The sequence below is a fragment of the Mycobacterium novum genome (assembly GCF_010726505.1).
In the GTDB taxonomy this organism is placed as follows: Bacteria; Actinomycetota; Actinomycetes; order Mycobacteriales; family Mycobacteriaceae; genus Mycobacterium; species Mycobacterium algericum.
Window position 1 is genome coordinate 1,130,694 of sequence record NZ_AP022562.1, and the last position, 13,029, is coordinate 1,143,722.

The window sequence follows — 13,029 nt, forward strand, 5'->3', positions numbered from 1 at the left end:
ATCGGCGACGCTCACCGGTTGGGCCTTACGCTGGTCGTCGATGACCGAACACGCCCGGGGTGTGCCGCTGGGATCGTGGCTAGCCGAGCTGCCCGACGAGGGCCTGATCCGGCTGCTGGAGCTGCGGCCCGACCTCGCCCAACCGCCGCCGGGCAGTATCGCCGCCCTGGCGGCGCGGGCGCAGGCCCGCCAGTCGATGCGGGCGGCCACCGACGAGCTGGATTTCCTGCGGCTCGCACTCATCGACGCGCTGCTGGTGCTGGAGGCCGACACGGCCGCGGTGCCGGTGGCCGACCTGCTGGCGCTGATCGGCGACCGGGCATCCGCCGACGCGGTGCACGAGGCGTTGACCGACCTGGTCGAACGGGCGCTGTGCTGGGGCGCGCTGCCCACCGGTTCGCTGCGGGTGGCCGCCGAGGCCGGTGCGGGCCTGCCGTGGCATCCGGGCCAGGTCACCCAGGAGGATCCCACCCAACGCGGCGAGGCGATCGTCGAGGCCGTCGCCGCCCTCGACGCACCGCAACGCGACCTGCTGGACAAGCTACTGGCGGGCTCCCCGATCGGCCGCACCCGCGACGCCGCCCCCGGAGCACCGCCTGAGCATCCGGTGCCGCGGCTGCTGGCGGCGGGCCTGCTGCGCCGTGTCGACGACGAAACGGTGATACTGCCGCGGTTGGTCGGGCAGGTGCTGCGCGGCGAGCAACCCGGCCCGGCGGCCCTGCGAGCACCCGACCCGGTGGTGTCGCAGACCACCGCGGCCGACGTCGACGCGACCGCTGCCGGCGCGGTGATCGACCTATTGCGCGAGCTCGACGTCATCCTGGCCAGCCTGGGTGAGATGCCGGTGCCGGAGTTGCGCAGCGGCGGGCTGGGCGTCCGCGAGGTCAAGCGACTGGCCAAGACGACCGGCGTCGACGAGGCCCGGCTGGGTCTGCTGCTCGAACTGGCGGCCACCGCCCGGCTGATCGCCTCCGACTACCCCGACCCGGCGACGGTCGACCAGCGGGAGTGGCCCGACGCCGACGGCCCGTACTGGGCGCCGACGGTGCTCGCCGACCGGTTCGCCGAGCAACCGACCGCCGAGCGCTGGCAGCTGCTGGCCGCCACCTGGCTGGAGCTGCCGGCCCGGCCGGGCCTGATCGGCAGCCGCGGCGCAGACGGTAAGCCGCGGGCGGCACTGTCGACGCCGCTGTTCTCCACCGCCGCCCCGCTGGATCGCCGGCTGCTGCTGGGCATGCTCGCCGAGCTGCCCGACGGTGCCGGGATCGACGCCGTTTCGGCGTCGCAGGCATTGATCTGGCGCCGGCCGCGCTGGGCCAACCGGCTGCAGCCCGGCCCGCTGGGGGAACTGCTCGATGAGGCCCACGCGCTGGGGGTGCTGGGCCGCGGCGCGATCAGCACTCCGGGACGGGTGCTGGTCGCCGGGTCGGCCGACGACCCAACGCCCGCCGTCACCGCGATGACGCGAGCCTTACCCGAGCCGATCGACCACTTCCTGGTGCAGGCCGATCTGACCGTGGTGGTGCCCGGGCCGCTGAAACGGGAACTCGCCGAGGAACTGGCCGTCGTCGCCACCGTCGAATCGGCCGGCGCCGCGATGGTGTACCGGGTCTCCGAACAGACCATCCGGGCCGCCCTGGACGTGGGCCGGACCGGAACGGGGCTACAGGCGTTCTTCGAGAAACACTCCAAGACGCCGGTGCCGCAAGGGCTCACCTACCTGATCGACGACGTTGCGCGCCGGCACGGCCAGCTGCGGATCGGGATGGCGGCGTCCTTCGTGCGCTGCGAGGATCCGGCCCTGCTGGCCCAGGCGGCCGCGGTTCCGGCCGCCGAGGCGCTCGGTCTGCGGGTGTTGGCCCCGACGGTGGCGGTGGCGCAGGCCCCGATCTCCGATGTGCTGGCCGCATTGCGCGACGCCGGTTTCGCACCGGCCGCCGAAGACGCCACCGGAACGATCGTCGACATCCGGCCGCGCGGCGTGCGGGTGCCGACGCCGGCCGAGCGGCGCGGCCACCGGCCGGTCGCCGGACCCAGCAGCGAAAGCCTCACCTCGCTGGTCCGGGTGCTGCGCACGGTGACGTCGGCGCCGTTCGACAACATCCGGCTGGAGCCGGTCACCGCGATGATCATGTTGAAACGGGCCGCGTCGGAGGGCTCCACGGTGCTGATCGGCTACGTCGACGCCGCCGGGGTGGCCACCCAGCGGGAGGTCTCCCCCGTGCTGGTCCGCGGCGGCCAACTGGTGGCGTTCGATTCCACCTCCGGCCAGATGCGTGACTTCACCATCCACCGCATCACCTCGATCTCCTCGACCGAGCAGTGAGATTGTCGGGCCCTTCCGGATAATGGGCCCCATGAGCACCGACGGGCCGTTGATCGTGCAATCCGACAAGACCGTGCTGCTCGAGGTCGATCATGAGCAGGCCGGCGCGGCCCGCGCCGCGATCGCGCCGTTCGCCGAGTTGGAGCGAGCCCCCGAGCACGTGCACACCTACCGGATCACCCCGCTGGCGTTGTGGAACGCCCGCGCCGCCGGGCACGACGCCGAGCAGGTGGTCGACGCGCTGGTCTCCCACTCCCGCTACGCGGTGCCGCAGCCGCTGCTGGTCGACATCGTCGACACCATGGCCCGCTACGGGCGGCTGCAGCTGGTGAAGAGTCCGGTGCACGGCCTGACCCTGGTGAGCCTGGACCGCGCGGTGCTCGAGGAGGTGCTGCGCAACAAGAAGATCGCCCCGATGCTCGGCGCCCGCATCGATGACGACACCGTGGTGGTGCATCCCAGCGAACGCGGCCGGGTCAAGCAGATGCTGCTCAAAATCGGCTGGCCCGCAGAGGATCTGGCCGGCTATGTCGACGGCGAGGCGCATCCGATCGCGCTGTGTCAGGACGGCTGGCAGCTGCGCGACTATCAGGAGATGGCGGCCGACTCGTTCTGGTCGGGTGGTTCGGGGGTGGTGGTGCTGCCGTGCGGCGCCGGCAAGACGCTGGTCGGCGCCGCCGCCATGGCCAAAGCGGGTGCGACCACCCTGATCCTGGTCACCAACACCGTCGCCGGCCGGCAGTGGAAGCGCGAGCTGATCGCGCGGACCTCGCTGACCGAAGAGGAGATCGGCGAGTACTCCGGAGAGCGCAAGGAGATCCGGCCGGTCACCATCGCCACCTACCAGGTGATCACCCGGCGCACCAAGGGTGAATACCGGCATCTGGAGCTGTTCGACAGCCGCGACTGGGGACTGATCATCTACGACGAGGTGCATCTGCTGCCGGCGCCGGTGTTCCGGATGACCGCCGACCTGCAGTCGCGGCGGCGGCTGGGGCTGACCGCCACACTGATCCGCGAGGACGGCCGCGAAGGTGACGTGTTCAGCCTGATCGGGCCCAAGCGCTACGACGCACCCTGGAAGGACATCGAGGCCCAGGGCTGGATCGCGCCGGCCGAATGCATCGAGGTGCGGGTCACCATGACCGAGAGCGAGCGGATGACCTACGCGATCGCCGAGCCGGAGGAACGCTACAAGCTGTGCTCGACGGTGCACTCCAAGATCGCGGTGGTGCGCTCGATCCTCAAACAGCATCCCGGCGAGCAGACCCTGGTGATCGGCGCCTACCTCGATCAGCTCGAAGAACTGGGCGAGCAGCTCGACGCCCCGGTGATCCAGGGCTCGACGCGCACCGCCGAGCGCGAGAAGCTGTTCGACGCGTTCCGCAAGGGCGAGGTCTCCACCCTGGTGGTGTCCAAAGTCGCCAATTTCTCCATCGACCTGCCCGAGGCCTCGGTGGCCGTCCAGGTCTCGGGTACCTTCGGGTCCCGCCAGGAGGAGGCCCAGCGGCTGGGCCGGCTGTTGCGCCCCAAGGCCGACGGCGGTGGCGCGGTGTTCTACTCGGTGGTCGCCCGCGACAGCCTGGACGCCGAGTACGCCGCGCACCGGCAGCGGTTCCTGGCCGAGCAGGGCTACGGCTACATCATCCGCGACGCCGACGACCTGCTGGGACCGGCAATCTAGGCGACCCGCCCGCCCGGCGAGCGCCCTGAGGGCGGCACTGCGGTTAGCCTCGGAACATGGCTCTTTCCAAGGAGGAACGCGAGCGGTTCCTGGCCGAGCCGCATATCGCGGCGTTGTCGGTGACCGCGGGTACCGACCGTGGCCCGTTGACGGTGCCGATCTGGTACCAGTACGAACCCGGCGGCGAGCCGTGGGTGCTGACCGGGGCCGACTCGCGCAAGACGCAGCTCATCGAGGCGGCCGGGTGCTTCTCGCTGATGGTGGAGCGCACCGAGCCGACGCTGCGCTACGTCGCCGTGGACGGTCCCGTCAGCCGCATCGAAGCGGCCACCGACGAACAGCACGTCGAGCTGGCCCACCGCTACCTGCCGGCCGAGCGCGCCGAGCGGTTCCTCGAGTTCGCACGGGCTCAACTGGGCGAGCAGGTCGTCATCTATCTGCGCCCGCAGCACTGGGTGTCGGCGGATCTGGGGGCGATCTAGCCGCCATGTCGGCCAGACGACTGCTGTTTCGGGGGATGTACCGGCTGGGCTTCACCCCGTGGGACGGCCACGCGCTGGCCCGCGGGCTGCGCAATCTGGTCGAGCTCGACGCGGGCGTGGGGTTGGCGCCGGGCACCGCGCTGGACTTGGGCTGCGGCACCGGGGACAACTCCATCTACCTGGCGCAGAACGGCTGGCGGGTCACCGGTGTCGACTTCGCCCAGCGGGCGCTGCGCGCCGCCCACGCCAAGGCCCAGGCCGGGAAGGTGTCGGTGCGGTTCGTCTGCGCCGACATCGCGCAACTGGCCTCAGCCGGTCTCGGTGACGACTTCGCCCTGGTGACCGACAGCGGTTGCCTGCACGGCATGAGCGATCACGACCGGTCGATCTATGCCCGGCAGGTCAATGCCGTGACCGGACCCGACTCGCGGCTGCTGATCGTCGCGTTCACCCCCGGCGCGCTGTTCGGGGTCCGCGGTATCGACGAAGCCGAGATCACCCGGCTCTTCGCTCCGCAGTGGGAGCTGATCAGCTCCGGTGATGAGCCGCACTACGTGCCCGCCAACGGCGGACAGCCGGTGCGGCACTATCTGCTGGCTCGCCGGGCCTGACCGTCAGCCGCCACAAGGGTTGGCGGGCAACAACATCATCAGTGGCCACAGCAACACTCCGGCCACCGTCGCGAGCTCGTAGACGCTGTTGGGCGGTATCCCGAGCTGTTCCTCGGCCCGAGTCTGCAGGATCTCCACACCGTCGGGCCGCAGGAACAGGCACACCACCCCGATGATCACGTAGACCAGGCCCAGCCACAACGCCGTCTCCAGCAGCTTCCCGACGGTGATGCTCAGCCGGTAGTCCAGCAGACGCGAAATCCCCCGGAGCCACGAGGGTTCGGGGGAGGTCACGTCTGCAGCCTAACGGGGACCGCATGGCGAGCAGACGCGAAAGCCCCCCAAAACCGCTGTTTTGGGGGGCTTTCGCGTCTGCTCGTGCCGGTATTACAGCAGCGACTGTGGTGGGTTGAACCGGTCGCCGTACTTGCCGGCCAGCTCCTTGGCCCGCGCCACGAAGCCGGCCTGTCCGCCGGGGTAGCCGACGATGAACTGGTGCGTGCCGCCGGTCCACGGCGGGAACCCGATGCCCATGATCGCGCCGATGTTGGCGTCCGCGGTCGAGGTCAGCACGCCTTCGTCGAGGCACTTCTGGGTCTCCAGCGCCTCAGCGAACAGCATCCGGTCGATCATGTCCTGCAGCGGCGGGGTGGCGCTGCCCGAGTTGAAGGTCTCCCGCAGCCCCGGCCACAGCCCGGTGCGTTTGCCGTCGACGTACTCGTAGAAGCCGGCACCCGACAAGCGCGACGGGCGACCGATCTCGATCATCTTGTCGACGACCTCTTCGTTGCGCTGCCTCTCGAGCGTGCCGCCGGCCGCCTCGATGCCCTCACGGGTGGCGTTGGCGATCTTCTGCATCAGCTCCAGGTTGAGCTCATCGCAGAGCTGCAGCGGAGCTGCCGGGTAGCCGGCCTGCAGACCGGCCTGCTCGATGCTGGCCGGCTCCACACCCTCGCCGAGCATCATCAGCGCCTCGTTGACGAAGGTGCCGATGACACGGCTGGTGTAGAAACCGCGGCTGTCGTTGACCACGATCGGGGTCTTCTTGATGGCCAGCACGTAGTCGAACACCCGGGCCAGTGCCTCGTCAGAGGTCTTCTCGCCCTTGATGATCTCCACCAGCGGCATCTTGTCGACCGGCGAGAAGAAGTGGATGCCGATGAAGTCCTCCTGGCGCTTCACGCCGGTCGCCAGACCGGTGATCGGCAGGGTGGAGGTGTTGGATCCCAGCAGCGCGTTGGGCTCGACGATGTCCTCGATCTCGGCGAACACCTTGTGCTTGAGCTCCTGGCTCTCGAACACCGCCTCGATCACGAAGTCCACGCCCTTGAGGTCGGCGGCATCGCCGGTCGGGGTGATCTTGTCCAGCAGCGCCTTTGAGCGTTCCTCGGTGGTCCGGCCGCGCGACAGCGCCTTGGCCTCCAGCTTCTCCGAGTAGCCCTTGCCCTTCTGCGCTGCCTCCAGGGAGACGTCCTTGAGCACCACGTCATAGCCGGCCTTGGCCGACACGTAGGCGATGCCCGCGCCCATCATGCCCGCGCCCAGGACGCCGATCTTCTTGATCGGCGTCTGCGCGATGCCGTCGGGCCGGCTGCCGCCGCCGTTGATGTGCTGCAGGTCGAAGAAGAACGCCTGGATCATGTTCTTGGCGACATTGCCGGTGACCAGCGAGACGAAGTAGCGGGTCTCGATGCGGCTGGCGGTGTCGAAGTCGACGGCCGCGCCCTCGACCGCGGCGGACAGGATGGCCCGCGGTGCCGGCATCGGAGCACCCTTGAGCTGCTTGCGCAGCAGCGCCGGGAACGACGGCAGGATCGCCGCCAGCGACGGGGTCGACGGGGTGCCGCCGGGCATCTTGTAGCCCTTGACATCCCACGGCTGGGCGAAGACACGGTCCGGGTCGGCCTTGAGCTCCTCCTTGATCCAAGCCTTGGCGCGCGGAACCAGCTCCTCGACCGTCGGAAGCACCTCATCGACCAAGCCGATCTCCTTGGCCTTGGCGGGCTTGAAGCGGGTGCCCTGCGCCAGCACGTTCATGAACGCGTTCTGGATGCCCAGCATGCGCACCGTGCGGGCGACACCGCCACCACCGGGCAGCAGGCCCAGGGTGACCTCGGGCAGGCCGAGCTGGCTGCCCTTGGCGTCGGCGGCGATGCGCCGGTGACAGGCCAGCGCGATCTCCAGGCCGCCACCGAGAGCGGCGCCGTTGATGGCGGCGACAACCGGCTTGCCCAGGGTCTCCAGGGCCCGCAGATCAGCCTTGATGCCCTCGCACTGCTCGAAGACCGCCTGGGCGTCGTCCGGGCCGACGTGGATCATCGCCTTGAGGTCGCCACCGGCGAAGAAGGTCTTCTTCGCGCTGGTGATGACCACACCGGTGACCGAGTCCTTCTCCGCGACAAGACGTTCCACGGCGTTGTGCATGGACTCGCGGTAGTGCTCGTTCATCACGTTGGCCGACCCGGTCGGGTCGTCCAGGGTCAGCGTGACGATGCCGTCAGCGTCCTTGTCCCACTGAATGGTGTTCTCTGCCATTTTCCAAAACCCTCTCAGACGCGCTCGATGATGGTGGCGACGCCCATGCCACCGCCGATGCAGAGTGTGATCAGAGCGCGGCGGGCACCCCGGCGCTCCAGTTCGTCGACCATGGTGCCGGTGATCATCGCGCCGGTGGCGCCCAGCGGGTGGCCCATCGCGATGGCACCGCCGTTGACGTTGAGCTTCTCATCCGGGATGTTCAGGTCCTTCTGGAACTTCAGCACCACGGAGGCGAACGCCTCGTTGAGCTCGAACAGGTCGATGTCATCGACGGTCAGCCCGGCGCGGTCGAGCACCCGCTGGGTGGCCGGGGTGGGGCCGGTGAGCATGATGACCGGGTCGGCACCGCTGGTGGCGGCCGCCACGATGCGCGCCCGCGGGGTCAGCCCCTGCTCCTTGCCGGCCTTCTCGGAACCGACGAGCACCAGGGCGGCGCCGTCGACGATTCCGGAGCTGTTGCCGCCGGTGTGCACGTGGTTGATCTTCTCGACGAAGTGGTACTTCTGCAGCGCCACGTCGTCGAAGCCACCCATGGCGCCGACCCCGTCGAACGCGGTCTTCAGCTGACTCAGGCTCTCCACCGTGGTGCCGGGCCGCATGTGCTCGTCATGGTCGAGGACGACCAGGCCGTTCTGGTCGCGCACCGGGACCACGGACTTGGCGAAGTAGCCGCCCGACCAGGCCGCGGCCGCCAGCTCCTGGGAGCGCGCCGCGTAGCGGTCGACGTCCTCGCGGGAGAAGCCCTCGATGGTCGCGATCAGGTCGGCGCCGATGCCCTGCGGCACGAATCCGATCTGGTAGTTGGTGTCAGGGTCAGACGCCCAGGCGCCGCCGTCAGAACCCATCGGCACCCGGCTCATCGACTCCACACCGCCGGCCAGTACCAGGTCATCGAACCCGGCCTTGACCTTGGCGGCGGCGGTGTTGATCGCCTCCAGACCCGACGCGCAGAACCGGTTGAGCTGTACGCCACCGGTGGTCTCGGGCATCCCGGCGGCCAGCATCGCGGTGCGGGCGATGCAACCACCCTGGTCGCCAACCGGCGACACCACGCCGAACACGGAGTCGCTGATCTGGTTGACGTCCAGGTCGGGGTAGCGGCTACGCAGTTCGTTCACCAGGCCGACAGCCAGGCTGACCGGCTTGATCTCGTTCAGCGACCCGTTGCGCTGCTTGCCGCGCGGAGTGCGAATGGCCTCATAGATGAAGGCTTCTTCGGACATGGCTGGAATTCCTCTTCGGTTGGGATTCGACACGGATTTTCGATTACGTCTGCTCGGAGCGTAGACCTCTGATCGCTACCCTAACAGGGCGCCTATCAACCGGATGGTTGGGCCGTGCGCGACGGCGGCGCACCGCGGCGGCGACGTGCGGATACCGCGGGTGAACACACCGCGGCTCCTAAGCTGGCTGGTTATGACGGTGTCGCGGTTACGGCCCTATGCCACCACGATCTTCGCCGAGATGTCGGCGCTGGCCACCCGGATCGGCGCGGTCAACCTCGGCCAGGGTTTCCCCGACGAGGACGGGCCACCGGTCATGCTCGAGGCCGCGCGGGCGGCGATCGCCGACGGTGCCAACCAGTACCCGCCCGGCCCCGGCATCGCCGCCCTGCGGGAAGCCGTCGCCGGCCAGCGCAAGCGGCACTTCGGCATCGACTACGACCCGGACACCGAAGTCCTGGTGACGGTCGGGGCCACCGAGGCGATCGCGGCGGCGGTGTTCGGTCTGGTCGAGCCGGGCTCGGAGGTGCTGTTGGTCGAGCCCTTCTACGACTCCTACTCGCCGGTGGTCGCGATGGCCGGGGCGCGGCGGGTCAGTGTGCCGCTGGTTCCCGACGGCCGCGGATTCGCCTTGGACGTCGACCGGTTGCGCCGGGCCGTCACCCCGGCGACCCGGGCGCTGATCGTCAACTCACCGCACAACCCGACCGGCACGGTGTTCACCGAGTCCGAGCTGGCCGCGATCGCACGCATCGCGGTGGAGGCCGATCTGCTGGTCATCGCCGACGAGGTCTACGAGCACCTGGTCTTCGCCGGGCGGGCGCATCTGCCGCTGGCCGGCTTCGAGGGGATGGCCCAGCGCACCGTCACCATCTCCAGCGCCGCGAAGATGTTCAACTGCACCGGCTGGAAGATCGGCTGGGCCTGCGGGCCCGCGGAACTGCTGGCCGGGGTGCGCGCCGCCAAGCAGTATCTGAGCTATGTCGGCGGAGCACCGTTTCAGCCGGCGGTGGCGCTGGCGCTGAACACCGAGGACGCTTGGGTGGCGGGCCTGCGCGCAACGATGCAGGCCCGCCGGGACCGGCTCGCCGCCGGGTTGGCAGGGGTCGGCTTCGAGGTGCACGACAGTTTCGGCACCTATTTCCTGTGTGCTGATCCGCGTCCGCTGGGTTATGACGACAGCACGGCGTTCTGCGCCGAACTGCCGCACCGGGCCGGGGTTGCGGCCATCCCGCTGTCGGCGTTCTGCCTGCCTCCGGGCGAGGCGACCGCGCCTGACGTTTGGAATCACCTGGTGCGGTTCACCTTTGTCAAGCGTGAGGACACCCTCGACGAGGCGCTGCGGCGTTTGGAGGTGCTGCGCGAGGGGCGGGTCACGGCTCGGTAGGCGCCCGGGTGCCCATCACCTGCTGCCGCAACCCCTCGGTGGCGGTGTCCAATACCAGCTTGCTGGCGCGCCGGACCAGGAACGCCGGGATCGGCCCGGACGGCTCGACGGTGATGTCGAAGCGCACCCGGGTGGTGTCCGGGCCCTCCTTGGTGAGGGTGTACTCGACGTGCTGGGCGCGCTGCTGGGTCGTCGCCTTGGCGTCCCAGACCACCCAGTCCGGGCCCCAGTGGTATTCCAGGATCTCCTTGTCCACCAATCCCAGAACCTTGACGGTGGCACGCACGTGGTGGGGGCGGCCGTCCTCGTAGGTGTCGAGGATCTCGACCCGCTTGTGCACCGGTGACCAGGACACCAGGTCGGCAACATTGGCGAGCGCGTCGAGAATCTTCTCGGGCGGCGCGTCAATCACAATTTCCCGCGATGCTCGAACAGCCACTACGTCGAGCCTAGCCCGGTAGCCGGCGCCGAGCGGGGTTTGGGGTGAAACCGAAGTCAGCGACCCTTTTTGACCTTGAGCACCTGCGTTCGCAGGCCGTCGGTGGCGGTCTTCATGCCGCCCTTGAGGGTGTTCTTGAGCAGGAAGCCCGGGATCGGGATCGACGGGTCGACCGCCATGTCGAAGCGGACCTTGGTCGCCTCACCCTGCGGGGTCAGGGTGTACTTGGCGTCCTGCGCCTTGAGCTGGCCGGCCGACACCAGCGTCCAGCCGACGCTGTCGGCGGTCCAGCTGTATTCGACCACCTGCTCGTCGGTCAGACCGGCCGCCTTGATCCGCATCCGCACCCGGCGGGGCCGGCCGTCGTCATGGGTGTCGAGCACCTCGGCGCTCTGGTACTGCGGCGACCAGGACGGCACGGATTCGACGTCGGCGAGGACGTCGAAGATCTCCTCCGGGCTGGCTTCGATGACCACTTCGCGGGAATCCTTGACTGCCATGGCTGGCACGATAGCCAGCCCCGCGGCGGTGCGCGGGGATTTGCGCCGTACCCGGATGTGTCTCGTCCGCCGAGCTGCGGTGGCACGATGGAAGTCATGCATGTGACCGCACGCGTCGCCGCGCCCCTGCTCGCCGCCACGGCGTTGGTCGCCGCGCCCGCCGCCCACGCCGACGACGCCAGTTATCTGGCGAAGGTCAACGCCTCGCCGGTGGCGATTCCGATCGCCGATGACGTCAAGGTGACATCGGGTCACTACGTCTGCGCCCTGTTGCGGATGTACGGGCACACCGGCACCTACCGGTCCGGGCTCTCGCCGGGCGACGTGGTGCGCCAGCTGACCAACACCTTCTATTACAGTCCCGAGGCCGCCGACGTCCAGATCGCCGCGGCGCAGTCCGAGCTCTGCCCGGAGACGTTGCGGCCCTGAGGCTTAGCCGAGGCCGAACCCGGCACCCGGGCCGCCCTTGGCGTTGACGTCGTCGAGGATCTCCCTGAACGTCACGATCCCCGGGCCGGACTGGTCCAGCGGTGCGACCGGGACGGATCCGTCGCGGACCATGCCGACGAGCAGGTTGTCGATGGTGATCGGTGAGCCGTCGTCACCGGGTTGCCACCACTTTTCGCCGACGGAATCCAGGCCGGCGGGAACGACGTCGAAGCAATTGAGCCCGGACCCCCGGCCGAGTTTGCAGGCCTGTTTGGCCGGGACGGGTTCGGGCGCGGCAGGTTCCGGGCCCGCGGGTGCTGGCTCGGCGGGTTCCGGGCTCGCGGGTGCGGGGTCAGCAGCGGGTTGCGAACCCGCGGGTTCCGGCTCGGCAGGTTCCGGGCCGGCGGGTTCCGGCTCTGGCGGCCAGAGGCCGAAGATCCCGAAGCCTTCGTAGTCGGCGATCGGCTTGACCTTGGCCGGCTCGAAGTCGATCACCGCATAGACGAGCGTGTCGTCGGCGGCCACGACCGTGCCGACGACCCCGCGCTCCTCGGCGCCTTCCGCGACCACCGGCGATCCGGGCCCGCCGCAGTGGGCCGAGGTGAAGCCGATCAGCCGGCCGGCGCTGTCGTGGCCGATGGCGGTCAGCGTGCACAGCGTGTCGTCGTTGAGCACGATCGCCGCGCCGCCGCCGAGCAGAATCTGGTCACCGGCCGCGGCTGGGACCGGACCTCCCATCGACGCGATCAAGGCGGCGACGGCCGCAACGATCGCTGCCGTCAGTGGGGAGGCACGGTGCACGGTGGCCCAGTCTAGGAGCCTGATCTGGCGGACCGCCCGCGACAGGCCGAGCACCCGGCTGGGGCGCCGACCGACGCCCCGGCCCCCGGGTTCGGCCCCCGCGTCGGCCCGATCGCCCCCGCCGGGTTCCCGAGGTGGTTCCGTCAGGGAGCCGGAGGCGGTGTGGTGGTAGTCGTCGGCGGCGGCGACGCCGGCGCGTAGTCCTGCGGCAGCGGCGCATAGTCGCTCGGTGGAGGCATGTGATTGTGCATGGCGTAGCCACCGACGAAGCAATCACTGATCCCGATCACGCGCCCGATACCCACGCAGATGACCGCTTGTGCCTCCGGCGACTGGATGATCGAAACGGTTCCGAACGCGCCGAGCGCCGCCAGCACCGACAGCACGGCCACGCTCCGAGACCGCCATTTTCGGGACCGCTGTTCCTTCGGCGGACGCGACGCGCCGAGATTCTCGGTGTTTGCAGTCATGGCCACGCAGCATAGCCGTGTCACGCCGGATTGTCGGTGGCTTTTCCGTTTATGCAACCCGAAGTCCGTTGTTACGGATATGATCCGGTGTCGTTGATCCCGGGACAGGAAACCAGACAGAGTCGGACGCCGGCAGCGT

The 13,029-nt window shown here is 69.4% G+C and carries 12 protein-coding genes and 1 pseudogene; 6 read left to right on the forward strand and 7 right to left on the reverse strand.

Translation table 11 applies throughout. The features are described 5' to 3' along the window. The first annotated feature begins 40 nt into the window (after positions 1–40). From G6N19_RS05260 to G6N19_RS05275, 4 genes are read left to right on the forward strand one after another with little or no spacing between them, the layout of a single operon-like run. A complete protein-coding gene (locus G6N19_RS05260) occupies positions 41–2,326 on the forward strand; it encodes a helicase-associated domain-containing protein (RefSeq protein WP_193465901.1) in 2,286 nt (761 codons plus the stop codon). Between the two features lie 31 nt (positions 2,327–2,357). Beyond that, positions 2,358–4,010 (forward strand): DNA repair helicase XPB, encoded by a 1,653-nt coding sequence (locus tag G6N19_RS05265; RefSeq protein WP_013827731.1) that lies wholly within the window; start codon positions 2,358–2,360, stop codon positions 4,008–4,010. Between the two features lie 56 nt (positions 4,011–4,066). After that, a complete protein-coding gene (locus tag G6N19_RS05270; protein WP_013827730.1) occupies positions 4,067–4,492 on the forward strand; it encodes a pyridoxamine 5'-phosphate oxidase family protein in 426 nt (141 codons plus the stop codon). Positions 4,493–4,497: 5 nt separating this feature from the next. Next, positions 4,498–5,103, forward strand: coding sequence for a class I SAM-dependent methyltransferase (locus tag G6N19_RS05275; RefSeq protein WP_193465902.1), 606 nt, complete (start codon positions 4,498–4,500; stop codon positions 5,101–5,103). Positions 5,104–5,106: 3 nt separating this feature from the next. Here the strand turns inward: G6N19_RS05275 and G6N19_RS05280 are convergent, their stop codons facing one another. The 3 genes from G6N19_RS05280 to G6N19_RS05290 all read right to left on the reverse strand — a co-directional run bounded on the left by G6N19_RS05280 (position 5,107) and on the right by G6N19_RS05290 (position 8,864). Next, a complete protein-coding gene (locus G6N19_RS05280) occupies positions 5,107–5,397 on the reverse strand; it encodes a hypothetical protein (RefSeq protein ID WP_193465903.1) in 291 nt (96 codons plus the stop codon). Positions 5,398–5,490: 93 nt separating this feature from the next. Beyond that, positions 5,491–7,638, reverse strand: a complete 2,148-nt coding sequence (locus tag G6N19_RS05285; RefSeq protein WP_193465904.1) for a 3-hydroxyacyl-CoA dehydrogenase NAD-binding domain-containing protein — start codon at positions 7,636–7,638, stop codon at positions 5,491–5,493. 14 nt (positions 7,639–7,652) lie between these two features. Beyond that, positions 7,653–8,864, reverse strand: coding sequence for an acetyl-CoA C-acetyltransferase (locus tag G6N19_RS05290; protein ID WP_013827726.1), 1,212 nt, complete (start codon positions 8,862–8,864; stop codon positions 7,653–7,655). Between the two features lie 193 nt (positions 8,865–9,057). Between G6N19_RS05290 and G6N19_RS05295 the strand changes: the two genes are divergently transcribed. Then, complete coding sequence (locus tag G6N19_RS05295) at positions 9,058–10,251, forward strand: pyridoxal phosphate-dependent aminotransferase (protein ID WP_193465905.1); 1,194 nt, start codon at positions 9,058–9,060, stop codon at positions 10,249–10,251. Here G6N19_RS05295 and G6N19_RS05300 read toward each other — a convergent pair. Together G6N19_RS05300 and G6N19_RS05305 are read right to left on the reverse strand one after the other, a co-directional pair. After that, positions 10,238–10,690 (reverse strand): SRPBCC family protein, encoded by a 453-nt coding sequence (locus G6N19_RS05300; RefSeq protein WP_041317152.1) that lies wholly within the window; start codon positions 10,688–10,690, stop codon positions 10,238–10,240. The two genes, G6N19_RS05295 and G6N19_RS05300, sit on opposite strands and share 14 nt — an antisense overlap. 56 nt (positions 10,691–10,746) lie before the next feature. Further along, entirely contained in the window at positions 10,747–11,190 is a 444-nt protein-coding gene (locus tag G6N19_RS05305; protein WP_041317149.1) for an SRPBCC family protein, read from the reverse strand. 87 nt (positions 11,191–11,277) lie between these two features. Between G6N19_RS05305 and G6N19_RS05310 the strand changes: the two genes are divergently transcribed. Continuing rightward, positions 11,278–11,619: a DUF732 domain-containing protein gene (locus G6N19_RS05310; RefSeq protein ID WP_085088395.1), complete on the forward strand. Its 342-nt coding sequence runs from the start codon at positions 11,278–11,280 to the stop codon at positions 11,617–11,619. Between the two features lie 420 nt (positions 11,620–12,039). Here the strand turns inward: G6N19_RS05310 and G6N19_RS21845 are convergent. Beyond that, a pseudogene (locus G6N19_RS21845) lies at positions 12,040–12,357 on the reverse strand (serine protease); the annotation flags it as partial. A 206-nt stretch (positions 12,358–12,563) separates the two neighbouring features. Further along, a complete protein-coding gene (locus G6N19_RS05320; RefSeq protein ID WP_193465907.1) occupies positions 12,564–12,890 on the reverse strand; it encodes a hypothetical protein in 327 nt (108 codons plus the stop codon). Positions 12,891–13,029: the final 139 nt, after the last annotated feature.

What these genes read in the sequence shown, in the direction of transcription:
- G6N19_RS05320 (WP_193465907.1), bottom strand. Translation starts at nt 12,890, where the DNA reads ATGACTGCAAACACCGAGAATCTCGGCGCGTCGCGTCCGCCGAAGGAA.
- G6N19_RS05260 (WP_193465901.1), top strand. Translation starts at nt 41, where the DNA reads ATGACCGAACACGCCCGGGGTGTGCCGCTGGGATCGTGGCTAGCCGAG.
- G6N19_RS05290 (WP_013827726.1), bottom strand. Translation starts at nt 8,864, where the DNA reads ATGTCCGAAGAAGCCTTCATCTATGAGGCCATTCGCACTCCGCGCGGC.
- G6N19_RS05275 (WP_193465902.1), top strand. Translation starts at nt 4,498, where the DNA reads ATGTCGGCCAGACGACTGCTGTTTCGGGGGATGTACCGGCTGGGCTTC.
- G6N19_RS05295 (WP_193465905.1), top strand. Translation starts at nt 9,058, where the DNA reads ATGACGGTGTCGCGGTTACGGCCCTATGCCACCACGATCTTCGCCGAG.
- G6N19_RS05310 (WP_085088395.1), top strand. Translation starts at nt 11,278, where the DNA reads ATGGAAGTCATGCATGTGACCGCACGCGTCGCCGCGCCCCTGCTCGCC.
- G6N19_RS05305 (WP_041317149.1), bottom strand. Translation starts at nt 11,190, where the DNA reads ATGGCAGTCAAGGATTCCCGCGAAGTGGTCATCGAAGCCAGCCCGGAG.
- G6N19_RS05265 (WP_013827731.1), top strand. Translation starts at nt 2,358, where the DNA reads ATGAGCACCGACGGGCCGTTGATCGTGCAATCCGACAAGACCGTGCTG.
- G6N19_RS05270 (WP_013827730.1), top strand. Translation starts at nt 4,067, where the DNA reads ATGGCTCTTTCCAAGGAGGAACGCGAGCGGTTCCTGGCCGAGCCGCAT.
- G6N19_RS05285 (WP_193465904.1), bottom strand. Translation starts at nt 7,638, where the DNA reads ATGGCAGAGAACACCATTCAGTGGGACAAGGACGCTGACGGCATCGTC.